19 protein-coding genes and 2 rRNA genes are annotated in these 22,333 nt (G+C 69.0%); 16 read left to right on the top strand and 5 right to left on the bottom strand.

Annotation, left to right across the window (positions count from 1 at the left end; all coding sequences use genetic code 11):
- The first annotated feature begins 232 nt into the window (after positions 1–232).
- The 10 genes from OHS33_RS16185 (at position 233) to OHS33_RS16140 (ending at position 10,388) form a co-directional block, all read left to right on the top strand.
- Positions 233–3,355 (top strand): 23S ribosomal RNA (locus tag OHS33_RS16185).
- 74 nt (positions 3,356–3,429) lie between these two features.
- Positions 3,430–3,546 (top strand): 5S ribosomal RNA (gene rrf / locus OHS33_RS16180).
- A gap of 92 nt (positions 3,547–3,638) precedes the next feature.
- Positions 3,639–4,292, top strand: a complete 654-nt coding sequence (locus tag OHS33_RS16175) for an HAD family hydrolase (protein ID WP_330331110.1) — start codon at positions 3,639–3,641, stop codon at positions 4,290–4,292.
- A gap of 43 nt (positions 4,293–4,335) precedes the next feature.
- Entirely contained in the window at positions 4,336–5,577 is a 1,242-nt protein-coding gene (locus tag OHS33_RS16170) for an MFS transporter (protein ID WP_330331109.1), read from the top strand.
- On the top strand, positions 5,549–6,697 hold the full coding sequence (locus OHS33_RS16165) for an acetoin utilization protein AcuC (RefSeq protein WP_443065449.1): 1,149 nt from the start codon (positions 5,549–5,551) through the stop codon (positions 6,695–6,697). Before OHS33_RS16170 ends, OHS33_RS16165 begins: the two co-directional genes overlap by 29 nt.
- Before the next feature lie 117 nt (positions 6,698–6,814).
- Positions 6,815–7,630, top strand: coding sequence for a phosphatase (locus OHS33_RS16160; protein ID WP_330331107.1), 816 nt, complete (start codon positions 6,815–6,817; stop codon positions 7,628–7,630).
- Positions 7,631–7,771: 141 nt separating this feature from the next.
- Entirely contained in the window at positions 7,772–7,981 is a 210-nt protein-coding gene (locus OHS33_RS16155) for a helix-turn-helix domain-containing protein (protein WP_008738568.1), read from the top strand.
- A 151-nt stretch (positions 7,982–8,132) separates the two neighbouring features.
- Positions 8,133–8,231: a 30S ribosomal protein bS22 gene (locus OHS33_RS16150; RefSeq protein WP_003948845.1), complete on the top strand. Its 99-nt coding sequence runs from the start codon at positions 8,133–8,135 to the stop codon at positions 8,229–8,231.
- Between the two features lie 91 nt (positions 8,232–8,322).
- Entirely contained in the window at positions 8,323–9,381 is a 1,059-nt protein-coding gene (locus OHS33_RS16145) for an NAD-dependent epimerase/dehydratase family protein (protein WP_330331106.1), read from the top strand.
- Positions 9,381–10,388: a lysophospholipid acyltransferase family protein gene (locus OHS33_RS16140; protein ID WP_330331105.1), complete on the top strand. Its 1,008-nt coding sequence runs from the start codon at positions 9,381–9,383 to the stop codon at positions 10,386–10,388. The genes OHS33_RS16145 and OHS33_RS16140 overlap by 1 nt, the downstream gene beginning before the upstream one ends.
- A gap of 69 nt (positions 10,389–10,457) precedes the next feature.
- Here OHS33_RS16140 and OHS33_RS16135 read toward each other — a convergent pair whose 3' ends face one another.
- From OHS33_RS16135 to OHS33_RS16125, 3 genes are all read right to left on the bottom strand, one after another.
- A complete protein-coding gene (locus OHS33_RS16135; protein WP_330331104.1) occupies positions 10,458–11,666 on the bottom strand; it encodes a DUF5667 domain-containing protein in 1,209 nt (402 codons plus the stop codon).
- A gap of 193 nt (positions 11,667–11,859) precedes the next feature.
- The gene (locus OHS33_RS16130; RefSeq protein ID WP_330331103.1) at positions 11,860–12,672 is read right to left on the bottom strand and encodes an ECF subfamily RNA polymerase sigma factor, BldN family; all 813 of its coding nucleotides are present in this window, start codon (positions 12,670–12,672) and stop codon (positions 11,860–11,862) included.
- A gap of 383 nt (positions 12,673–13,055) precedes the next feature.
- Complete coding sequence (locus OHS33_RS16125) at positions 13,056–14,036, bottom strand: HAD family hydrolase (RefSeq protein ID WP_330331102.1); 981 nt, start codon at positions 14,034–14,036, stop codon at positions 13,056–13,058.
- A 71-nt stretch (positions 14,037–14,107) separates the two neighbouring features.
- Between OHS33_RS16125 and OHS33_RS16120 the strand changes: the two genes are divergently transcribed.
- The 6 genes from OHS33_RS16120 (at position 14,108) to OHS33_RS16095 (ending at position 21,278) form a co-directional block, all read left to right on the top strand.
- A complete protein-coding gene (locus OHS33_RS16120; protein WP_330331101.1) occupies positions 14,108–14,386 on the top strand; it encodes a glutaredoxin family protein in 279 nt (92 codons plus the stop codon).
- Between the two features lie 273 nt (positions 14,387–14,659).
- On the top strand, positions 14,660–15,484 hold the full coding sequence (locus OHS33_RS16115; protein ID WP_330331100.1) for a redox-sensing transcriptional repressor Rex: 825 nt from the start codon (positions 14,660–14,662) through the stop codon (positions 15,482–15,484).
- Entirely contained in the window at positions 15,481–17,322 is a 1,842-nt protein-coding gene (locus OHS33_RS16110; RefSeq protein ID WP_330331099.1) for a glutamyl-tRNA reductase, read from the top strand. The genes OHS33_RS16115 and OHS33_RS16110 overlap by 4 nt, the downstream gene beginning before the upstream one ends.
- The gene (hemC, locus tag OHS33_RS16105) at positions 17,319–18,287 is read left to right on the top strand and encodes a hydroxymethylbilane synthase (RefSeq protein ID WP_330331098.1); all 969 of its coding nucleotides are present in this window, start codon (positions 17,319–17,321) and stop codon (positions 18,285–18,287) included. The genes OHS33_RS16110 and hemC overlap by 4 nt, the downstream gene beginning before the upstream one ends.
- Positions 18,284–19,951 (top strand): uroporphyrinogen-III synthase, encoded by a 1,668-nt coding sequence (locus OHS33_RS16100; RefSeq protein ID WP_330331097.1) that lies wholly within the window; start codon positions 18,284–18,286, stop codon positions 19,949–19,951. Before hemC ends, OHS33_RS16100 begins: the two co-directional genes overlap by 4 nt.
- Positions 19,952–20,033: 82 nt before the next feature.
- Positions 20,034–21,278 carry a HEAT repeat domain-containing protein gene (locus tag OHS33_RS16095; RefSeq protein ID WP_330331096.1) on the top strand — a complete coding sequence of 415 codons (1,245 nt, stop codon included), beginning with the start codon at positions 20,034–20,036 and terminating at the stop codon, positions 21,276–21,278.
- On the opposite strand, the gene OHS33_RS16090 is transcribed toward OHS33_RS16095, so the two are convergent.
- Entirely contained in the window at positions 21,256–21,435 is a 180-nt protein-coding gene (locus tag OHS33_RS16090; RefSeq protein ID WP_330331095.1) for a DUF397 domain-containing protein, read from the bottom strand. The genes OHS33_RS16095 and OHS33_RS16090 overlap by 23 nt on opposite strands.
- Positions 21,432–22,256, bottom strand: coding sequence for a helix-turn-helix domain-containing protein (locus OHS33_RS16085; RefSeq protein WP_330331094.1), 825 nt, complete (start codon positions 22,254–22,256; stop codon positions 21,432–21,434). Before OHS33_RS16085 ends, OHS33_RS16090 begins: the two co-directional genes overlap by 4 nt.
- Positions 22,257–22,333 lie beyond the last annotated feature (77 nt).

The raw sequence follows: 22,333 nt of genomic DNA, 5'->3' as shown, positions 1-22,333 counted from the left end.
ACGTTGATTATTTGGCGCGGTTCTCAAAGCATCCTGCAAGTACTGCCTTAGGGCGTGGAAAGCATGGATTGCGGAGGGGATCGTGCCTGGCACGTTGTTGGGTATCTGAAGGTACGGCCGTGAGGTTGTGCTTTCTGCGATGCCGGCCCCAGTGAACTCGCCAGCTTGTCTGGTGGGGTGATGGGTGGCTGGTCGTTGCTTGAGAACTACACAGTGGACGCGAGCATCTGTAGGCCAAGTTTTTAAGGGCGCACGGTGGATGCCTTGGCACCAGGAACCGATGAAGGACGTGAGAGGCCGCGATAGGCCCCGGGGAGCTGCCAACTGAGCTTTGATCCGGGGGTGTCCGAATGGGGAAACCCGGCAGTCGTCATGGGCTGTCACCCACTGCTGAACACATAGGCAGTGTGGAGGGAACGCGGGGAAGTGAAACATCTCAGTACCCGCAGGAAGAGAAAACAACCGTGATTCCGGGAGTAGTGGCGAGCGAAACCGGATCAGGCCAAACCGTATGCGTGTGATACCCGGCAGGGGTTGCGCATGCGGGGTTGTGGGAATTCTTTTGATCGGTCTGCCGGCCGGTCGGCGAGTCAGAAACCGTTGATGTAGTCGAAGGACATGCGAAAGGTCCGGCGTAGAGGGTAAGACCCCCGTAGACGAAACATCAGCGGCTTGCTTAAGAATCTCCCAAGTAGCACGGGGCCCGAGAAATCCCGTGTGAATCTGGCGGGACCACCCGCTAAGCCTAAATATTCCCTGGTGACCGATAGCGGATAGTACCGTGAGGGAATGGTGAAAAGTACCGCGGGAGCGGAGTGAAATAGTACCTGAAACCGTGTGCCTACAAGCCGTGGGAGCGTCGCTCATTGAGTTTACTCAATGGGTCGTGACTGCGTGCCTTTTGAAGAATGAGCCTGCGAGTTAGCGGTGTGTAGCGAGGTTAACCCGTGTGGGGAAGCCGTAGCGAAAGCGAGTCCGAATAGGGCGATTGAGTTGCACGCTCTAGACCCGAAGCGGAGTGATCTAGCCATGGGCAGGTTGAAGCGGAGGTAAGACTTCGTGGAGGACCGAACCCACCAGGGTTGAAAACCTGGGGGATGACCTGTGGTTAGGGGTGAAAGGCCAATCAAACTCCGTGATAGCTGGTTCTCCCCGAAATGCATTTAGGTGCAGCGTCACGTGTTTCTTGCCGGAGGTAGAGCACTGGATAGGCGATGGGCCCTACCGGGTTACTGACCTTAGCCAAACTCCGAATGCCGGTAAGTGAGAGCGTGGCAGTGAGACTGTGGGGGATAAGCTCCATGGTCGAGAGGGAAACAGCCCAGAGCATCGACTAAGGCCCCTAAGCGTACGCTAAGTGGGAAAGGATGTGGAGTCGCAGAGACAACCAGGAGGTTGGCTTAGAAGCAGCCACCCTTGAAAGAGTGCGTAATAGCTCACTGGTCAAGTGATTCCGCGCCGACAATGTAGCGGGGCTCAAGCGTACCGCCGAAGTCGTGTCATTGCAGCAATAGGGCCAACGCCCGCTGTGATGGGTAGGGGAGCGTCGTGTGCCGGGTGAAGCAGCAGCGGAAGCTAGTTGTGGACGGTTCACGAGTGAGAATGCAGGCATGAGTAGCGATACACACGTGAGAAACGTGTGCGCCGATTGACTAAGGGTTCCTGGGTCAAGCTGATCTGCCCAGGGTAAGTCGGGACCTAAGGCGAGGCCGACAGGCGTAGTCGATGGACAACCGGTTGATATTCCGGTACCCGCTTTGAAACGCCCAATATCGAATCCATTAATGCTAAGGCCGTGAAGCCGTTCCGGACCCTTCGGGGAAAGGAAAGTGGTGGAGCCGCTGATCCAAGGTGGTAGTAGGTAAGCGATGGGGTGACGCAGGAAGGTAGTCCAGCCCGGGCGGTGGTAGTCCCGGGGTAAGGGTGTAGGCCGTGTGATAGGCAAATCCGTCACACATTAAGGCTGAGACCTGATGCCGAGCCGATTGTGGTGAAGTGGATGATCCTATGCTGTCGAGAAAAGCCTCTAGCGAGTTTCATGGCGGCCCGTACCCTAAACCGACTCAGGTAGTCAGGTAGAGAATACCGAGGCGTTCGGGTGAACTATGGTTAAGGAACTCGGCAAAATGCCCCCGTAACTTCGGGAGAAGGGGGGCCATCACTGGTGATCGGATTTACTCCGTGAGCTGGGGGTGGCCGCAGAGACCAGCGAGAAGCGACTGTTTACTAAAAACACAGGTCCGTGCGAAGCCGTAAGGCGATGTATACGGACTGACGCCTGCCCGGTGCTGGAACGTTAAGGGGACCGGTTAGTCACATTTCGGTGTGGCGAAGCTGAGAACTTAAGCGCCAGTAAACGGCGGTGGTAACTATAACCATCCTAAGGTAGCGAAATTCCTTGTCGGGTAAGTTCCGACCTGCACGAATGGCGTAACGACTTCTCGACTGTCTCAACCATAGGCCCGGTGAAATTGCACTACGAGTAAAGATGCTCGTTTCGCGCAGCAGGACGGAAAGACCCCGGGACCTTTACTATAGTTTGATATTGGTGTTCGGTTCGGCTTGTGTAGGATAGGTGGGAGACTTTGAAGCAGCCACGCCAGTGGTTGTGGAGTCGCCGTTGAAATACCACTCTGGTCGTGCTGGATGTCTAACCTCGGTCCGTGATCCGGATCAGGGACAGTGTCTGATGGGTAGTTTAACTGGGGCGGTTGCCTCCTAAAGAGTAACGGAGGCGCCCAAAGGTTCCCTCAGCCTGGTTGGCAATCAGGTGTTGAGTGTAAGTGCACAAGGGAGCTTGACTGTGAGACCGACGGGTCGAGCAGGGACGAAAGTCGGGACTAGTGATCCGGCAGTGGCTTGTGGAAGCGCTGTCGCTCAACGGATAAAAGGTACCCCGGGGATAACAGGCTGATCTTCCCCAAGAGTCCATATCGACGGGATGGTTTGGCACCTCGATGTCGGCTCGTCGCATCCTGGGGCTGGAGTCGGTCCCAAGGGTTGGGCTGTTCGCCCATTAAAGCGGTACGCGAGCTGGGTTTAGAACGTCGTGAGACAGTTCGGTCCCTATCCGCTGTGCGCGTAGGAATATTGAGAAGGGCTGTCCCTAGTACGAGAGGACCGGGACGGACGAACCTCTGGTGTGCCAGTTGTCCTGCCAAGGGCATGGCTGGTTGGCTACGTTCGGGAGGGATAACCGCTGAAAGCATCTAAGCGGGAAGCCTGCTTCAAGATGAGTATTCCCACCTCCTTGAGAGGGTAAGGCTCCCAGTAGACGACTGGGTTGATAGGCCAGATGTGGAAGCCCGGTAACGGGTGGAGCTGACTGGTACTAATAGGCCGAGGGCTTGTCCTCAGTTGCTCGCGTCCACTGTGTAGTTCTGAAGTAACGAACCGTGCCCATATCCGGTTTGGTTAACTTCATAGTGTTTCGGTGGTCATAGCGTTAGGGAAACGCCCGGTTACATTTCGAACCCGGAAGCTAAGCCTTTCAGCGCCGATGGTACTGCAGGGGGGACCCTGTGGGAGAGTAGGACGCCGCCGAACAATTTTTCCGGGAAAGCCCCGCACCTTATGGTGCGGGGCTTTTCTGCGTTCCAGGCAAAAAGAGTGCAGTAGAAATGCATAGGCTCGGGCGCATGAGCTACGACCTCGTCATCTTCGACAACGACGGTGTGCTGGTGGACAGCGAGCCGCTCTCCAACACCATCCTTTCCGGATACCTGACCGAGCTGGGGCACCCCACCTCCTACGAGGAGTCCCTGCGCGACTACATGGGAGCCGCTGTCCACCGGGTGCACGACCTGGTCATGGAACGGACCGGTCAGCGGCTGCCGGACGACTTCGACGACACCCTGCACGCCCGGGTGTTCGCCGCGTTCGAGCGGGACCTGCGGCCCGTCGCCGGAGCCACGGACGTCCTGGAGGAACTCACCGCGCGCGGAATCCCGTACTGCCTCGCCTCCTCCGGCAGCCACGAGCGGATCCGGGTCGGGCACCGCACCACCGGACTCGACGAGTGGTTCGAAGAGGAGTGGATCTTCAGCTCCGAGGACGTCGGCAAGGGCAAGCCCGCCCCGGACCTCTTCCTGCACGCCGCCGCACGGATGGGAGTCGAGCCGGCGCGCTGCGTCGTCGTCGAGGACAGCCCGCTCGGGGTCCAGGCCGCACGGGCCGCCGGGATGGACGTCTTCGGGTTCACCGCGATGACTCCGGCCGAGCGCCTCGCCGGTGCCACCAGCCTGTTCGGCGAGATGAAGGAACTGCCGGGACTTCTCCAACTCGATGTGTGATCGCTCTACCCACGGGTAGCCCCCGCGCCTACGCTGAGCCGCCATGACAGCAGACGTGCGGCTGCGCCGTGGACGAGGGTCCCTGGGCTTCAGCTTCTTCGTACAGGGCGTCACCTTCGCCCTCCTCGTGACCCGGATCCCCGCCGTACAGGACCAGTACGGGATATCCGACGGCCTCCTGCCCGCGTTCCTCGCCGCCGTCCCCGTCCTCGCCGGGGTGGCGAGCGTCGGTACCGAGCACCTGGTGAAGCGGGTCGCGCCCAGCACCGTACTGCGGTGGGCACAGCCGCTCGTCCTGCTCGCGCTCCTCGGCGCCGGAGCCGGGACGCGGATGTGGCACGTCGCCCTGGCGCTGGGCGCGTTCGGGCTGGCGGTGGGCGCGCTGGACGCCTCGATGAACATGCTCGGGGTGAGCCTCCAGCAGGCCTACGGCCGCAGCATCATGCTGGGCTTCCACGCCTCGTACAGCCTCGGCGGGATCGTCGGCGCGTCCGCCGCGTGGGCGGGCGCGCACTGGCACCTGTCGCTCTTCACCAGCTACCTGCCGGCCGTGGTGATCCTGCTGCCGCTCGCCTTCGCCGCCAGCCGTTATTACGTCGACCAGCGCGCGGGCGACGGACAGGGAGCCGTCCAGCCCGGCGCGGACAAGGGGCTGGGCTCCGGCGGGTTCAAGCTGCTGCTGCCGCTCTGCCTGGTCATGGCCTGCGCCTACATCGGGGACTCGACCGTCTCCAACTGGAGCGCCAAGTACCTCCAGGACGTACTGGACAGCTCCGAGCAGCTCTCCACCGTCCCCTACAACGTCTACATGGTGATGACCCTGATCGGGCGGGCCGTCGGTGACCTCGGGGTGCGCCGCTTCGGCGCGGTGGCCGTCGTACGGGCCGGGACGCTCGTCGCGGCCGGCGGCTTCGGGGTGGTCGCCGCCGCGCCCGGGGCATGGGTCGGGATGCTCGGCTTCACCCTGCTGGGGATCGGGCTGTGCGTGATCGTGCCGCAGACCTTCGCCGCGGCGGGCCGACTGTTCCCGAAGGCCTCGGACACGGCCATCGCGCGGCTCAACATCTTCAACTACGTGGGGTTCCTCGTCGGGGCGCCGCTGGTCGGCGCGCTCGGTGACGCGTGGACCTACCGGGGGGCCATGCTCGTACCGATGGCGCTGGTCCTCGTCACACTCCTCTACGCCCGCTCGTTCGCCCCGGAGGGCGCCCGATACGGTGTCGGGCATGAGCGGCGAGTCGATGACAGGGCTGTTGATGTGGGACGAGGCGGTAACGAAGTATGACTTCGGGCCCAGCCATCCGATGGATCCGGTGCGCCTGGCGCTGACCATGGGCCTGGTGCGGGCCTTCGGGCTCGACCGGGAGATGGACGTGCGCGCCGCGAAGGCCGCCGGTGACTCCACGCTGCGCCTGGTCCACCGCGAGGACTACGTCGCCGCGGTGCGGGAGGTGTCCGCCGATCCCGGGGTGGCCGACGGCTCGTACGGGCTGGGCACCATGGACGATCCGGCCTTCCACGGGATGCACGAGGCCTCCGCGCTGATCGCCGGGCAGTCGGTGGCGGCGGCGGAGGCGCTCTGGCGCGGGGACGCGGCGCACGCGGTGAACTTCGCGGGCGGGCTGCACCACGCGATGCCCGGCGGGGCGGCCGGGTTCTGCGTCTACAACGACGCCGCCCTCGCGATCGCGCGGCTGCTGGAACTGGGGGCCGAGCGGGTCGCCTACGTGGACGTGGACGTGCACCACGGCGACGGCGTGCAGGCGGCGTTCTGGGACGACCCGCGGGTGCTGACCGTCTCCCTCCACGAACATCCGCGGACCCTGTTCCCGCAGACCGGCTGGCCCGAGGAGACCGGCGGGCCGGCCGCCGAGGGATCGGCCGTCAATGTGGCGCTGCCCGCCGGGACGGGTGACGAGGGTTGGCTGCGGGCCTTCCACGCCACCGTGCCCGAGCTGCTGGCGGACTTCCGGCCGCAGGTGCTGGTGACCCAGCACGGCGCCGACACCCACTTCGAGGACCCGCTCGCCCACCTCGCGGTGTCGCTGGACGCCCAGCGGGCCGTGCAGGAGGCCTGTCACGGGCTCGCGCACGAGTACGCCGACGGGCGCTGGCTGGCCCTGGGCGGCGGGGGTTACGCGATCGTGGACGTCGTACCGCGCTCCTGGACCCATCTGGTCGCGATCGCCGCGCACCGGCCGCTGGAGCCGGAGTCGGCGGTGCCCGCGTCGTGGCGCGACGAGGTGTACGCGCGGACCCGGCAGCTGGCCCCGGCCCGGATGACGGACGGCCGCACGCCCGTGTGGCGGGAGTGGGAGTCGGGGTACGACCCGGCGGACCGGATCGACCAGGCGGTGCTGGCGACCCGGCGGGCGGTGTTCCCGCTGCGCGGGATGCTGACCTGAGCGGACGCGACCTGACCTGACCCGACCTGACCTGAGCGCAAGCGCGACATTAGGCCAACTGTGGGGCTGTTTCCCCGAATTGATGATCAGTCGGGTGGGGTGCGGCAGCATCGGAGGGTGTTGAGCACCGGCGCCCTGCGTGCGCATCTGCTGGCCGCCCGGTTGGCCGGGCCCGTCGCCACCCCCCGCGAGAAGAGCCTGCGCAGCTACCGGCTGTTCGCGGCCCGGGATCCGCGGGTGCTGCTCGGCCTGGATCCGCTCGGGGGCTGGGCGCAGCCCGATCTGCTGCGGCTGATGGCCGAGCGGTGCGGGGTCTCGGCGGATCCCGCGCACGTCAGCGGCCCGGACGTGATCGATCCGGAGCGGACGCTGGCCGGGCTGGACGCCTTCGCGCGCAAGCTCCGGGAGGCGGCGCTGGCCCGGGCCCCGGTGCTGTTCGGCACCGGCCATCCGCACCGGCTCCTGGGCTTCTACGCCGCGTTGGCCGAGGCGCTGTCGGCGGTGGGCTGTGTTGTCCTCACCCCGGCGCAGGGGGTGGCCGTGGACATGGTGACCCGGTTCGGCGTACGTACGCACCGCCTCGAATACGTACGGGGGGTCGCACTGGTACGGGAGACCGGCGCGCACCCGGTGGGGGGCGCCACCGGCGCGCACAGCCATTCGCCGCTCCCGGTTCGGATCGCGCTGGGGGCCCTGGCCGAGGCCCGGGAGCCGCTTCCGGAGCTGGTGGTCGGGGATCACGGATGGGTCTGCGGGGCAGGTCAGCTGGGTTTCGCGGCCATCGGGCTGGCGGATACGGACGACCCCGCGCTCTTCGTCGGCGAGGCCGAGGGGAGCGTCTCGGTGGTGGTTCCGCTTGATGACGCGGTGCGCTCGGACTACTACCGACCGCTCACGCGGTACGTGCTGGGGCGGGCGGGGCTCGCGGACTGAGGTGTGGCCGGGACTGGTGCCTGTAGCTCCTCTTCCCCACTCGTATCACCCGCCCCTACTCTGGGGAGTGAGCGTGCGACGACGGGGCGTAACCGGAGGGGAAGCCGGTGCCCGTCATGCGCGGAAGGTCAAAGGTGTGTCATGGCTGCTGGCGAGAGGCCTCTCAGTGAGGTTCAGTTCCTGACCGTGGCGGAGGTCGCCTCGGTGATGCGAGTGTCGAAGATGACCGTGTACCGCTTGGTGCACAACGGGCATCTGCCCGCGATCCGGGTGGGCCGGTCCTTCCGGGTCCCCGAGAACGCGGTCCACGAGTACCTCCGAGAGTCCTATGTGGGGGTGGAGTCGGCCTGAGACTGACGTCCCGGCCTCCCTCGGCCGCATGCGGATTACGGGCTCAGAGTTCTGGCGGGTAGGCTAGGCCGACGTAGGTCGTGTGGGCCCAGACGCCCCGCACCGATCCCCGCTAGCGCGGGGATGTTCCGAGAAGTGAGCGAGGGTAGTCGTGGGCTCTGTTATCAAGAAGCGGCGCAAGCGGATGGCCAAGAAGAAGCACCGCAAGCTGCTCAAGCGCACCCGCGTGCAGCGCCGTAACAAGAAGTAAACGGCAGCTGTACGTGTTTTCCACAGCCCCTCCACCATCCTGGTGGAGGGGCTGTGGTGCAGCCGGGGGACGACGAGGGAGGCGCTGAGCAGTGGGGAAGGTCGTGCTCGTGACCGGGGCAGCCCGGCAGCTGGGAGGCCGATTCGTACGCCGGATCCAGCGCGACCCGGAGGTCGAGCGGGTCATCGCGGTGGATGCGAGCACTCCGCCGCACCGGCTGGGGTCCGCCGAGTTCGTCCGTACGGACATCAGGCAGTCGGCGATCGCCAGGGTCCTCACCGAGTACTCCGTGGACACCGTGGTGCACCTCGCGGTCACCGGGGGCGGCGGTGTGGGAGCGGGCGGCGCGGGAAGCGCCGTGAAGGAAACGAACGTCATCGGGACCATGCAGCTCCTCGGGGCCTGCCAGAAGTCCCCGACGGTGCGGCGCCTGGTGGTGAAGTCCAGTACGAGTGTGTACGGGGCGGCCCCGCGGGACCCGGCCGTCTTCAGCGAGACCACCCAGCCCAAGTCACTGCCCGCCGTGGGCTTCGCCAAGGACGCGGTCGAGGTCGAGGGCTACGTACGGGGCTTCGCGCGCCGGCGGCCCGACGTGGCCGTGTGCGTACTGCGCTTCGCCAACATCCTGGGGCCCTTCGCGGACTCGGCGCTCGCCGAATACTTCTCGATGCCGGTCATGCCGACCGTGCTCGGCTACGACCCGAGGCTCCAGTTCGTCCACGAGGACGATGTGCTCGACGTCCTGAAGCTGGCGGCGGGGGAGCCCCGGCGCGGGACTCTCAACAGCGGGACCTTCAACATCGCGGGGGACGGCGTCCTGCTGCTGTCCCAGTGCTCGCGGCGGCTGGGGCGGCCGACGATACCGCTGCTGCTGCCCGCGCTCACCTGGGTGGGCTCCGCGCTGAAGGCCGTCGGGGTCACCGACTTCTCGCCGGAACAGACCAGACTGCTCACGCACGGGCGGGTCGTGGAGACCTCGCAGATGCGTGACGTGCTGGGATTCAAGCCGATGTACACGACCGCCGAGACCTTCGCGGACTTCGCGCGGAGCCGGGGGAACGGGCTGCTGCCGCCGGAGCGTGCGGGGCGGGCCGTGGACCGGATGGCGGGCGTGCTGAAGGTCGACGTCGAAGAGGGAGCGCAGCGATAGTGGCGGACGCCAAGGTCATTCCGTTCGACGAGGACCGTCCGCGCCGACGCGCCCGGCGGGTCCGGGCGCTCCCCGTGCCGGACGCCGGGACCGGGGCCGGAGCGGCCGTCGTGCCTGCGCCCGCGTCCGTGCCCGCGTCCGTGCCCGCGCCGGTGCCCGCCGCCCCGGGCGGCTGGGAGCGGCGGCTCGCGGGCGGGCTGGCGTTCCTGCGGCGCCGGGTCACCGGTGACTACGAGGTCGACGACTTCGGGTACGACAAGGAGCTGACGGACCAGGTCCTGATGTCGGTCCTGCGGCCCGTGTACGACAAGTACTTCCGGGTCGAGGTCAAGGGCATCGAGAACATCCCGAAGGAGGGTGGCGCGCTGATCGTGGCCAACCACTCCGGGACGCTGCCGCTGGACGGCCTGATGATGCAGGTCGCGGTGCACGACCACCACCCCGCGCAGCGGCACTTGCGACTGCTGGCGGCGGACCTGGTGTTCATGCTGCCGGTGGTCAACGAGCTGGCGCGCAAGGCCGGGCACACCCTGGCGTGCGCGGAGGACGCGCAGCGGCTGCTGGAGGCCGGGGAGCTGGTCGGGGTGATGCCCGAGGGCTTCAAGGGGATAGGGAAGCCCTTCGAGGACCGCTACAAGCTGCAGCGGTTCGGGCGCGGGGGCTTCGTGTCGACGGCGCTGCGGGCGGGGACGCCGATCGTGCCGTGCTCGATCGTGGGGGCGGAGGAGATCTACCCGATGATCGGCAACGCCAAGACGGTGGCGCGGCTGCTCGGGATCCCGTACTTCCCGATCACGCCGACCTTCCCGTGGCTGGGGCCGCTGGGTGCGGTGCCGCTGCCGACGAAGTGGACGATCCAGTTCGGTGAGCCGATCGCCACGGACGGGTATCCGCCGGAGGCGGCGGAGGACCCGATGCTGATGTTCAACCTGACGGATCAGGTGCGGGAGCAGATCCAGCACACGCTGTACAAGCTGCTGGTGCAGCGGCGGTCTGTCTTCTTCTGAGAGTGCTGCTGGGTGGTGCGGGTCGGTCGGCGGGGCGAGCCCCGCCGACCGACCCGACGCCAGTCCGTGTCAGTCGGCGTTCTCACCCTTGATGCCCAGGCCCGGGAGCAGGCCCGGGAGCAGGGGCGGGAGGGTGATCTCCGGATGCGGGATCTCCGGTGCGACGGGCGGCAGCGGGCCGCCGTCTTCCGGGGACGGGTGGAGCAGCCCGCCGGCGCCGCCGATGAGCCCGCCGGGGCCCGCGGACGGCGAGTCCGAGGGGGACGGGGCGGGGCCCGCGGAACCACTGGACGGGCCGGTGCCAGTGGCCGGGGGTGCGGAGTGCTGTTTGCCGCTGGTGCCCGGCTTCGACGGGGCGGACGAGCCCGGGCCCCGGGTCTGCTCCGGTGGCTTCGGAAGCAGCCCCTGGAAGGGCTCGACGTCATCGTCTATGGCCTGGAAGACCGACGTGACCTGTTCTCCCACGTCCGTGAGCTGCGCGGGGAGCTTGTCGCGCAGCTTGCCCCACGCGTCGCGGTGGGAGCGGGAGAAGGACGACAGGGTCTGGATCGGGCCGAGCGAGCCGTCCCGTTCATGTGCCGACTGGAGCAGGCGGTGGCCTTCCTCCGCGTCGTGCTTCATGCCCGCGAGGGCGCGGCGGATCTCGCCGAGCACCTCGTGGTCCAGCGCACCCGGCGACCTGCCGCGCTCCATCAGCCGACGGGCCTCCGCCAGGCGGTTCGAGGCCTGGTCGAGATAGAGCTCGCCCCGGTCCGAATCGTCGTTGGCCATGCCCAGCTTGATGTCCTCCATGCCCAGCTTCACCGGGTACAGGGAGTCACCCGGCAGGGCGTCGGTGCTGGCAGCGGCCACTCCGCTGAAGGCTCCCGCGGCCACACCGACCGTGAGGCCGCCCGCTGCGATGCCCTTGGACCAGCGGGAGCGGGGCCGCAATTTCCGGAGCGAGGTCGCCCGGTGGGCGCCGCGACCGGTCCGCTGTTCGGGCACCTGAGGGTCCGCGGCTGCACCGCCCCCGGACCTCTCCTCCATCACCATGGTCTCCATGGCGGCAATGAGCTGTGCTCGTTGCACCACTTTGACATCGGCGTCCATCTGCGGGCGTGGCATTTCGCCGAGCGCGCTCGCCAGGGCCAACAACCGGTCGCAGTCGGCAGGTTCGGCAGGTGCCTCGGACTGCTCGGCCGCCGGCTCCGGTTCCGAGGGTTCGGACGGGGTCCGATCCTCCAGGGCCTGGGCGAAGGCGTTCGCCCGCCGGTGCGGAGAAACGTTCGCGATCACTGGCGGCACCTCCTCTCGTCATGACGATCGACTCCCCGGGGTGTCCGGAAGGTTGCCTTCCTTGAGCACATCCACCCTTTCGAGTGATCGGCTTCGGGCAGGGCGTGTCCACAGGGAGCCTGCATTCCGCACAACGAGCCACGCGGCACTTGGGTTACGGACGAAGGATGATCGGACCACAGCGACGTCATGGTCAGCGGGCGTCGTCCGGGAGGAGTCGGGCCAGGGTCCGGACCGCCCGGTACTGCAAGGTCTTGATCGCCCCCTCGTTCTTCCCCATGACCCGGGCGGTCTCGGCGACCGACAGGCCCTGCAGGAAGCGCAGGGTCACGCACTCCTGCTGCTGGGGATTGAGTTTCCGTACGGCCTCCAGCAGGGCCGCGTTGGAGAGGGACTCCAGGACGGAGTCCTCGGGGCTGCGCTCCACCTCGTTGGCGTCCAGCATTTCGCCGGTCGTGACTTCGAGGCGGAAGCGGCTGGACTTGAAGTGGTCCGCCACCAGGTTGCGCGCGATCGTCACGAGCCAGGCGCCGAAGTCGCGGCCCTGCCAGGTGAAGGTGGAGATGCGGCGCAGCGCGCGCAGGAAGGTCTCACTGGTGAGGTCCTCCGCGGTCGCTTTGCCGCCGACGCGGTAATAGATGTAGCGGTAGACGGTGTCGCTGTACTGGTCGTACAGACGACCGAAGGCATCGGCCTCGCCGGCCTGGGCGCGCTCGACCAGGTCCATCATCCGGGCGCTGTCGCTGTCCGCGGTGGGACGGCGGGTGGTCGGCGTGGTCGTGCCGGTGCCGCCGCTTGACCCGGTGCCCGCGCGGCCGCGTCTGCCCACGGTCGCTCCGCCATCCGTCAGGGCATAGCAAGGACCTACGGGGCCGAGGCCGGCGGGGACCGAGGCGGCGAAAACGGGGACGGCGTACGCGGTGGGGACGAAGCCACGCAGGTGGTCGATGACCGTTGCGCGCAGCGTAGCCAGGCCCGAGGCGTCAACCCCGACAGGTGGGTACACGGGACTCCCAGAGGCAGAGCTTCCATCACGTGCAGTGCGGGACCGTTCACTCGTCGTGGCGACGAATGGGCGGTGGCATGCGTTTGAGGAGAATAACGCTTCGTACAGGCAGCACTACACCTAGTTGCTCAAATCACCGGTTCCGTCGCTTCTGTTGCGTGTCGAGGGCATATTCAGTCGCACTCGGTGATCAGTTATTGATCACTTCTGCACTCGGAATGGTGGCTTCCAGGGCGCCTCGCGACCGAGTCGGGCATGCCGGAATGCCGCGCCAGGGGCACGGGTAGAGGGAGGGAATGCCCGTCGCGGGCCCGGGAGCCGGGCCCGCGGGGCGTGACGGCCGGGCGGATGCCCGTGGTTGCCGCGGTGTTGCCGTGGTGGGGCTACTTGCGGCGCCGGTGCAGGGCGATCGCGGCGGCCGCGCCGCCCGCGATCGCGCCGACTCCGGCGGCCGCCGGGACGCCGACCTTCACGGCCTTGCGGCCGGTGCGATAGTCGCGCAGTCGCCAGTCGTGGGCCCGGGCATGCTTGCGCAGTTTTGTATCGGGATTGATCGCGTACGGATGTCCGACCAGTGACAGCATCGGAATGTCGTTGTGCGAGTCGCTGTACGCGGCGCAGTGCGCGAGGTCGAGCCCCTCGGCGGCGGCCAGCGCGCGCACGGCCTCGGCCTTGGCGGGGCCGTGCAGCGGCTCGCCCACCAGGCGGCCGGTGTAGATGCCGTCCACGGACTCGGCGACGGTGCCCAGGGCTCCGGTCAGGCCGAGCCGGCGGGCGATGATCGTGGCGGTCTCGACCGGGGCGGCCGTGACGAGCCACACCTTCTGGCCCGCGTCGAGGTGGGCCTGGGCCAGGGCGCGGGTGCCCGGCCAGATCCGCTCCGCCATGTACTCGTCGTAGATCTCCTCGCCGATCGACATCAGCTCGGAGACGCGGTGGCCCTTGACGATGGACAGGGCGCTGTCGCGCGCGTCCTGCATGTGCTCGGGGTCCTCGACCCCGGCGAGCCGGAACCAGGCCTGCTGCCAGGCGAAGCGGGCCAGCTCGCGGCGGCGGAAGAACTCGCGCTTGTAGAGGCCGCGGCCGAAGTGGAAGATCGCGGCGCCCTGCATGACGGTGTTGTCGAGGTCGAAGAAGGCCGCGGCCAGCTCGTCGCCGGGGACGGGGAACTCGGGCTCGGCGGGCGCGGGGGCCTCGGGCGGCGCGGTGTCCTGTGGGGTGGCGGAGCTGAGGGAGAAGTCGATCGCGGCCGGATCGTCGGCCAGCGCGGTCTTGCGGGCGGCCTCGGCCGAGGCCTCGCCTGCCAGCACGCTCCGCGCCGTGGCGGAGTGTCTACGGGGGGTGAGCCATCCCAGAGCGGCCATGTGGCGAGCATAGCCACTGTGTTCGGAACTTCCCGAACCAGGCGGATTCCAGGCCGGTGAACAATGGATGCATGAGCCCTTTGCTGCGCCGTAAGGAAAAGAAGAGTCCGGCAGAGCGGATGGTCACCTTGATCGGCAAGCCGGGGTGCCATCTCTGTGACGAGGCCCAGGAAGTGATCGGGAAAGTGTGCGCCGACACGGGTGCGCAATGGGAGAAGAAGGACATCTCGCAGGACGAAGAGCTCTACCGCTTGTACTGGGAGCAAATTCCGGTGGTCCTCATCGATGGCGAACAGCACACCTTCTGGAGGGTGAACCCGGACCGGCTCCGCCGGGCATTGGGGGCCTGACCCGTTCGCCGGTTACCATCGTGGGCGATTTATGGGGTCTCGGGGGCGTATCGATGAGGGATGTGTACGGTTTTGCCCCCTTCGGGATTTGAACGGGTTCGGCGCGGCGATGGTTCCGCGCCGAGGTGCCCGGGGCGCGTGACCCCGGTCACTTTGCTCGGACAAATTGGACACTATCTTTGTGCACGCGTTCACAAAGACATAGCCTGCATCCGACGGGGTGGTCCTGGGACAAGAGGCCACCTGCAGCCCCGCTCATCCCGCAGGAGCATCGTGGCAACTGGCCGAACTCACCGACCGGCGACCCGCAGCCGAGGTATTCCCGAGGCCACTGTCGCCCGGCTTCCGCTGTACTTGCGCGCCCTCACGGCGCTCTCCGAGCGCTCGGTACCCACGGTGTCCTCCGAGGAGCTCGCGGCCGCCGCCGGAGTCAACTCCGCGAAGCTGCGCAAGGACTTCTCCTACCTCGGGTCCTACGGCACCCGGGGCGTCGGCTACGACGTCGAGTACCTCGTCTACCAGATCTCCCGCGAACTCGGGCTGACCCAGGACTGGCCGGTCGTCATCGTCGGCATCGGCAACCTCGGCGCCGCCCTCGCCAACTACGGCGGCTTCGCCTCGCGCGGGTTCCGCGTGGCCGCGCTCATCGACGCCGACCCGGCGATGGCCGGGAAGCCGGTCGCGGGCATGCCGGTGCAGCACACCGACGAGCTGGAAAAGATCATTTCGGAGAACGGCGTCTCCATCGGGGTCATCGCGACCCCGGCGGGCGCCGCCCAGCAGGTCAGCGAGCGGCTGATCGCGGCCGGAGTGACCTCCATCCTGAACTTCGCGCCGACCGTCCTGTCGGTGCCGGAGGGCGTGGACGTGCGCAAGGTCGACCTCTCGATCGAGCTGCAGATCCTCGCCTTCCACGAGCAGCGCAAGGCGGGCGAAGGCGCCGCCGCGGCCGCGGCCGCCGCCGATGAGGACGAGGACACCTCGCCGCTGGCCTCCCTGCCGCAGCCCGCCGCCACCCGTGCCCCGGCAGCCTCCGCCGTCGCTCCGGCGCGCAAGGGCGGCCCGGAGGGCGACGTACCGGCGGTGATGCCGGCATGAGTCTGCTCGTCGTAGGGCTGAGCCACCGCAGCGCGCCCGTCAGCGTGCTCGAACGCGCCTCGCTCTCCACCGATGCCAAGGCGAAGCTGCTGCACGACACCCTGGCCGCCGAACCGGCGACCGAGGCGGCCGTGCTCGCCACGTGCAACCGGATCGAGCTGTACGCCGACGTGGACAAGTTCCACGCCGGTGTCGCCGAGCTGTCCACGCTCCTGGCGCAGCACAGCGGTGTCGCGCTGGAGGAACTCACCCCTTATCTGTATGTGCACTACGAGGACCGGGCCGTCCACCACCTCTTCTCGGTGGCGTGCGGACTGGACTCGATGGTCGTCGGCGAGGGCCAGATCCTCGGGCAGATCAAGGACGCGCTCGCGCTGGGGCAGGAGCTCCACACCGCGGGGCGTCTGATCAACGACCTCTTCCAGCAGGCGCTGCGGGTCGGCAAGCGGGCGCACTCGGAGACCGGCATCGACCGGGCCGGGCAGTCGCTCGTCACCTTCGGGCTGGAGCAGCTGGCCGTGCGGGTGCCGGTGGCGGAGTGGGCCCAGGGCAAGCGGGCGCTGGTGATCGGTGCCGGGTCGATGTCCTCGCTGGCCGCGGCGACGCTGGCGCGGGTCGGGGTGGCGGAGGTTGTCGTCGCCAACCGGACTTCTGCTCGTGCCGAGCGGCTGGTGGAGATTCTGCGGGGCGGTGGCGCCGCTGCTCGGGTCGTTGCCATGGCTGATGTGGCCGACGAGCTGACACGAGTCGACGTGGTCGTTTCCTGTACCGGGGCCACGGGTCTTGTGCTGACCGGGGATGACGTGGTCGGGGCGCTGGCCAAGGCCGAGGCCGAGGCCGGGGGTGCCCTGCGGGGCTTCCGGGGCTCCGCCCCGGACCCCGCGCCTCAAACGCCGGCGGGGCTGGGTTTGGCTCCGGCCGGGCTGGATGTGGCCGAGGCGGGAGCCGTGCCGGGCTCCCGGGGCTCTGCCCCGGACCCCGCGCCTCAATCGCCGGCGGGGCTGGATTCCGCCCCCGCCGGGCTCCGGAACGCCGAGGTCGTCGCGCGGCTCGTTGCCGCTGCCGAAGGGGGGCGGCGGCTGGCTGATGCCGGGGCCGCTCGGACCCTGACCGCCGCTGCCGTCGCCGAGACGGACGGGTGTCCCGTCGGGCTCGACGCGCTTGTCGGGGATCCCGCGCGCAGTGGCGACGGGCGGTCCGCTCTTACCGGGGTCGACGCGAACGCGCTGGAGCTGCACGGGACCTGGGCCGATCAGGGTGAGGCCGCCGCGCAGCGGCAGCCGCGCCGGACCGGGCGGGCCCTGGACGCGGGGGCCGACGTACGGCTCGCGCTCCTGGACCTGGCGATGCCCCGCGACATCGACGCCGCCGTGCACCGGATCCCCGGGGTGCGTCTCGTCGACATCGAGTCGCTCGCCGAGGCCTCCGCCGACGCGCCGATGGCCGCCGACGTGGACGCCGTACGTACGATCGTCGCGGACGAGGTGGCCGCCTTCGGGGCGGCCCAGCGCGCCGCGCACATCACCCCCACCGTCGTCGCCCTGCGCGCGATGGCCGCCGAAGTGGTGGCCATGGAAGTGGCGCGGCTCGACGGCCGGGTACCCGATCTCGACGAGCGGCAGCGGGCCGAAGTGACGCAGACCGTGCGCCGCGTCGTCGACAAGCTCCTCCACGCGCCGACCGTGCGCGTCAAGCAGCTCGCGAGCGAGCCCGGCGGCGCCGGGTACGCCGAGGCGCTGCGTGAACTCTTCGACCTCGACCCGCAGACGGTGGCATCCGTCAGCCGGGCTGACGCGGCCGATCCGAAGAACGACGACGACCCAGGACGGGCATCATGAACTCACGTCCCGACCAGCCCCTCCGGCTTGGGACACGGCGCAGCACACTGGCCATGTCCCAGTCGGGACACGTCGCCGAAGCGGTCCGCGCCGTCACCGGCCGGCCCGTCGAACTCGTGGAGATCACGACGTACGGCGACGTCTCCAAGGAGCTGCTCGCGCAGATCGGCGGCACCGGTGTGTTCGTCACCGCGCTGCGCGAGGCGCTGCTGCGCGGCGACGTCGACTTCGCCGTGCACTCGCTCAAGGACCTGCCGACCACGCAGCCCGACGAGCTGGTGATCGCCGCGATGCCGCAGCGCGAGGACGCGCGTGACGCGCTCGTGGCGCGCGACGGCCTGACCTTCGAGCAGCTGCCCGACGGTGCCCGCATCGGTACCGGTTCGCCGCGCCGCATGGCGCAGCTCAACCACTACGCCCGCGCGCTGGGGAAGGTCATCGAGACCGTCCCGATCCGCGGCAACGTCGACACCCGCATCGGGTTCGTGCGCAGCGGTGAGCTGGACGCGGTGGTCCTGGCCGCCGCCGGGCTCAACCGGATCGGCCGCGGCGACGAGGCGACCGACCTGATGTCGGTCGACAACATGCTGCCCGCCCCCGGCCAGGGGGCCCTCGCGGTCGAGTGCCTCGCGTCCAACGCGGACCTCATCGCCGCGCTCGGTGAACTCGACGACCCGTACACGCGGGCCGCCGTCACCGCCGAGCGTGCCCTGCTCGCCGCCCTGGAGGCCGGCTGCAGCGCCCCCGTGGGCGCGCTCGCCGACCTTCTGGCCGACGGGCAGACTGTCAACGAAATGCGCCTGCGCGGCGTCGTCGGAACGCTCGACGGCTCGACGCTGGTGCAGCTGTCCACCACCGGACCCGTCCCCCACTCGTACGAAGAGGCAGTGGCGCTCGGCCGCGAACTCGCGGACGAGATGCTGGCCAAGGGCGCGGCCGGTCTGATGGGGGAGCGATCCCTTTGAACCCCTCACGTCCCACCACTCCCGCCTTCGCGGCTGTACCCGCGCACGGGCAGGTCACCTTCCTCGGTGCCGGCCCGGGCGACCCGGGGCTGCTGACGCTGCGCGCGGTCGAGGCCCTCGCGGCCGCCGACGTGCTGATCGCGGAGCCGGAGGTGCTGGAAGTCGTCCGTACGCATGCGCGCACGGGTGTCGACACGCCTCAACTGACGGTCGCTGACGAGAAGTCGGCAGCCGCCGGTGTCCCTGTCATCCGGGACGCGGCCAATATTGTCATGGAGGCCGCGCGCTCCGGCAGGCGGGTCGTCCGTGCGGTGACCGGGGACCCCGGCCTCGACGGGAACGCCGCCGAGGAGATGCTCGCCTGCATCAACGAGGGCATCACCTTCGAGGTCGTGCCGGGCGTCGCGAACGCGGTGGGCGTGCCCGCCTACGCCGGGGTGCCGCTGCGCGGCCGCTCCGGCGCGGACGTGCGCTTCGTCGACGCGAAGAACGCCTCGGCCCGCTGCTGGAGCGAGGTCGGCACCAGCGACGGGATCGTCGTGGTCTCCGCGACCCTGGAGACGGTGTCCGCCGCGGCCGCCGAGCTGGTGAGCGCCGGGCGCAAGCCCGACACCGCGCTGACGGTGACCGTGGGCGGTACGACGACCCGCCAGCGGACCTGGACCGCGACCCTGGGCACCATCGCCCAGGTGTTCAAGCAGGGCAAGGTGCTCCCCTCGCCCGAGGGCTCCCGGCCGGTCATAGCCGTGGTCGGTGAGCACGGCGCCGCCGCGCGGCGCGAGGAGATGGCCTGGTTCGAGTCGAAGCCGCTGTTCGGCTGGCGGGTGCTCGTACCGCGGACCAAGGAACAGGCCGCCTCGCTCTCCGACCAGCTGCGTTCCTACGGCGCGGTGCCGCACGAGGTGCCGACGATCGCCGTGGAGCCGCCGCGCACCCCGCAGCAGATGGAACGCGCGGTGAAGGGCCTGGTGACGGGCCGCTACGAGTGGATCGCCTTCACGAGCGTCAACGCGGTGAAGGCGGTGCGGGAGAAGTTCGAGGAGTACGGGCTCGACGCGCGCGCCTTCGCGGGCATCAAGGTCGCCGCGGTGGGCGAGCAGACCGCCGCCGCGCTGGTCGAGTTCGGCGTGAAGCCGGACCTGGTGCCGAGCGGTGAGCAGTCCGCGGCCGGACTCCTGGAGGACTGGCCGCCCTACGACCCGGTCTTCGACCCGATCGACCGCGTCTTCCTGCCGCGCGCCGACATCGCGACGGAGACGCTGGTGGCCGGGCTGATAGAGCTGGGCTGGGAGGTCGACGACGTCACGGCCTACCGCACCGTGCGCGCCTCGCCGCCCCCCGCGGACACCCGTGAGGCGATCAAGGGCGGCGGTTTCGACGCGGTGCTCTTCACCTCGTCCTCGACCGTGCGCAACCTGGTCGGCATCGCGGGCAAGCCGCACAACGTGACGGTCATCGCCTGCATCGGTCCCGCGACCGCGAAGACGGCGGAGGAACACGGCCTGCGGGTCGACGTCCTCTCGCCGGAGCCGAGCGTCTCGAAGCTGGCGGAAGCGCTGGCCGAGTACGGGGCCGCGCGCCGCGACGCGGCGAAGGAGGCGGGCGAGGTCGTCTGCCGCCCGAGCGAGCGGCGTCCGGGCGCGCGTCGGCGTCGTACGACCTGACCTGCCGGTCGGTCGGTCGTGGAGTTACCCCACTGGGGCCTGGGTGCGATGCGCGCCCGGGCCCCAGTGGCATGCTCGGGGCATGACGGAGCTGGGGGAAGAGGTGCAGCGCGAGCTGTGCGCGGCGGTGGCGGCTTTCGACGTGGACGCGGCCGAGCGGCTCGTGGAGTGCGGCGCCGATGCGGTCCGGGCACTGCCGGACGGGACGACCCCGCTGCTGCGGGCGGTCACCAGCGGATCCCCGGCGTTGGTGTCGGCGCTGCTGGGGCACGAGCCGCAGGTGCCCGGGGCGCAGCGGGTACGGCTGCTGGAGACGGCACGGGAGCTGGACGCGCGGGGCGCGGAGGCGGAGCTGCGGCGCCGGACGAGGGCGGACGGCCCCGTGGAGCGGCGGTGGGTCGAGGAGTGGTGGGCCGATGTCGAGGAACTCACCCTCGGCGGGCTGACGGTCCGCGACGGGTACACGGGCGTGCTGACCACGCTGGAGGCGGCCTTCGGCGTACGGACGCCGGTGGCCGAGCTGATGGCCCGTGCGGTCCGCCGCCCGGACCCCTGCCATGCGGTGTGGGCGGCGAGCCGGTACGCCGTCGGGCCGCGGCCGGAAGGCGAAGCCTGGGCGGAGGTGCTGGACTTCCACCGCCATTCCTTGGCGGCGTACCGGCTCTTCGTCGCCGACTGCCTGGACTCCCGGGAAGAGGTCGTGAGCCTCGGTGCGCCCTGGTACGAGGAGGAGCGGCGGCTGCTGCATGCCTGGGTGGCCGGGGAACCGGACGCGGGCGTGCTCGCGCAGCTGCTCAAGGCCTTCGCGGGGGAGGACCACCTGAACGGGGACAGCGTCGGGCTGCTGCACATGGCGCATCCCGATCCGCGGGTGCGCCGGGAGGTGCCGCACTGCTTCGGCCTGCTGGGCGTCCCGCTGTCGGACCGGGTCCGGGCGGCGCTGCACGCCATGGCGGGCGACCCGGACGCGGGGGTGCGGAGCTCGGTGGCCGATGCGCTGGCCTACGCGGAGTCGACGGCCGCCTCCCGGGAGGTGCTCCTGCGGCTGCTCGGGGACGCGGAGCACGACGTACGGCTCACCACCGCCGGGGCGCTGGCCCAGTGGGCACAGCAGGGGACGCCGGAGGTGGTGGAGGCGCTGGCCGCGCTGCTGGACGAGGAGGACCAACTGCTGCGCCTGGAGGGGGCCTTCGGGCTGGCGATCCGCGACGACCCGCGCACGCCGGAGGCGTACGAGCGGGTGGGCCCGCTGGGCCCGGAGTTCGAGCACGACCACCGGGCCGACGGGCTGTGGCGGTGGAAGTTCAGGCAGCGACCCAACGCGTGAGCCCGGCCCAGGCGGCGGGGCTGACGGCCAGGGTGGGGCCGTCGGTGACCTTTGAGTCCCGGACGTGGACGGTGTCGGTGGAGGGGGCGACCTCGACGCATTGGCCGCCTTCGCTCCCGCTGTAGCTGGACTTGAACCACGTCAGGGGGGCGTTCATGTCTCTCCTAGCAGCCGGTCCAACAGGTCCTTCGTCTCTGCGAAGTTGAGGGCCTGTGACCGCAGCATCGCATATTTCTGAGTGAGGATGCTGACCTCATTCGGGTCGCGGACGAGGAAGCTGCCGCGCTGCGTTTCGGAGTATGCGAGCTGCTGGAACTCGGGTGTTTCCAGCAGGGTGAAGGAGCCATCGAGACCCGCGTGAGCGGTGATGCCGAGGGGCAGCACCTGAAGGGAGACGGTCGGGCGGTCGGCGCAGGCGCGCAGGTGGCGCAGCTGCTCCCGGTAGACCTCGACGCCGCCGATGCGGTCCCGGAGGGGCGCCTCCCAGATGATGAAGCTGAGGGTCGGCGGGACCGGCCGGTCCAGGATCCGCTGGCGCTGGATCCGGTGGGCGGTCTGCAGCTCTATCTTCGCCTCGCCGACGAACGGCACGCGGCAGCCGAGGACCGCGCGGGCGTAGTTCTCGGTCTGGAGCAGACCGGGGACGGTGAGCGTGTCGTACCAGGAGAGGGCGAGAGCCTCCTTCTCCCGCTCCATGTACTCCTCCGCCCAGGCGGGGATCATGTCGACCTCGGGGAGGCGGTTCGCCGCGACCGTGAGGAGGCCCGGCAGGCCGAGGATCCGGTCCATCTTCTCGGCCACGGCGGGCATGAGGGCGCGCCTGCCCTGTTCGATCGAGGCGACCGTCTCGACGTCGATGTGCAGCGCTTCGGCGAGCGCGCGCTGGGTCATTCCCTTGGCGATGCGCGCGGCGGCGACCAGCGCGCCGACCATCTTCATCGCCGTCTCGTTGGGCCGTGGCCTCTTGCGTGGTGGCATGCTAGTGAACTCCCCGCCTGGGCACGAGAGATACCGGTACCGACCCGTACTCGTGAAGGAGTACGGGTAACTCACCT

The sequence above is a fragment of the Streptomyces sp. NBC_00536 genome (genome assembly GCF_036346295.1).
Classification (GTDB): Bacteria; Actinomycetota; Actinomycetes; order Streptomycetales; family Streptomycetaceae; genus Streptomyces.
The sequence above is the reverse complement of the archived record's forward strand: the minus strand, read 5'-3'. Positions and strand labels throughout refer to the sequence as shown.

Coding starts and splice junctions, on each gene's coding strand:
- OHS33_RS16085 (WP_330331094.1), bottom strand. CDS start 22,256: ATGCCACCACGCAAGAGGCCACGGCCCAACGAGACGGCGATGAAGATG.
- OHS33_RS16120 (WP_330331101.1), top strand. CDS start 14,108: ATGAGCCCTTTGCTGCGCCGTAAGGAAAAGAAGAGTCCGGCAGAGCGG.
- OHS33_RS16125 (WP_330331102.1), bottom strand. CDS start 14,036: ATGGCCGCTCTGGGATGGCTCACCCCCCGTAGACACTCCGCCACGGCG.
- OHS33_RS16095 (WP_330331096.1), top strand. CDS start 20,034: ATGACGGAGCTGGGGGAAGAGGTGCAGCGCGAGCTGTGCGCGGCGGTG.
- OHS33_RS16110 (WP_330331099.1), top strand. CDS start 15,481: ATGAGTCTGCTCGTCGTAGGGCTGAGCCACCGCAGCGCGCCCGTCAGC.
- OHS33_RS16170 (WP_330331109.1), top strand. CDS start 4,336: ATGACAGCAGACGTGCGGCTGCGCCGTGGACGAGGGTCCCTGGGCTTC.
- OHS33_RS16175 (WP_330331110.1), top strand. CDS start 3,639: ATGAGCTACGACCTCGTCATCTTCGACAACGACGGTGTGCTGGTGGAC.
- OHS33_RS16090 (WP_330331095.1), bottom strand. CDS start 21,435: ATGAACGCCCCCCTGACGTGGTTCAAGTCCAGCTACAGCGGGAGCGAA.
- OHS33_RS16165 (WP_443065449.1), top strand. CDS start 5,549: ATGTGGGACGAGGCGGTAACGAAGTATGACTTCGGGCCCAGCCATCCG.
- hemC (WP_330331098.1), top strand. CDS start 17,319: ATGAACTCACGTCCCGACCAGCCCCTCCGGCTTGGGACACGGCGCAGC.
- OHS33_RS16155 (WP_008738568.1), top strand. CDS start 7,772: ATGGCTGCTGGCGAGAGGCCTCTCAGTGAGGTTCAGTTCCTGACCGTG.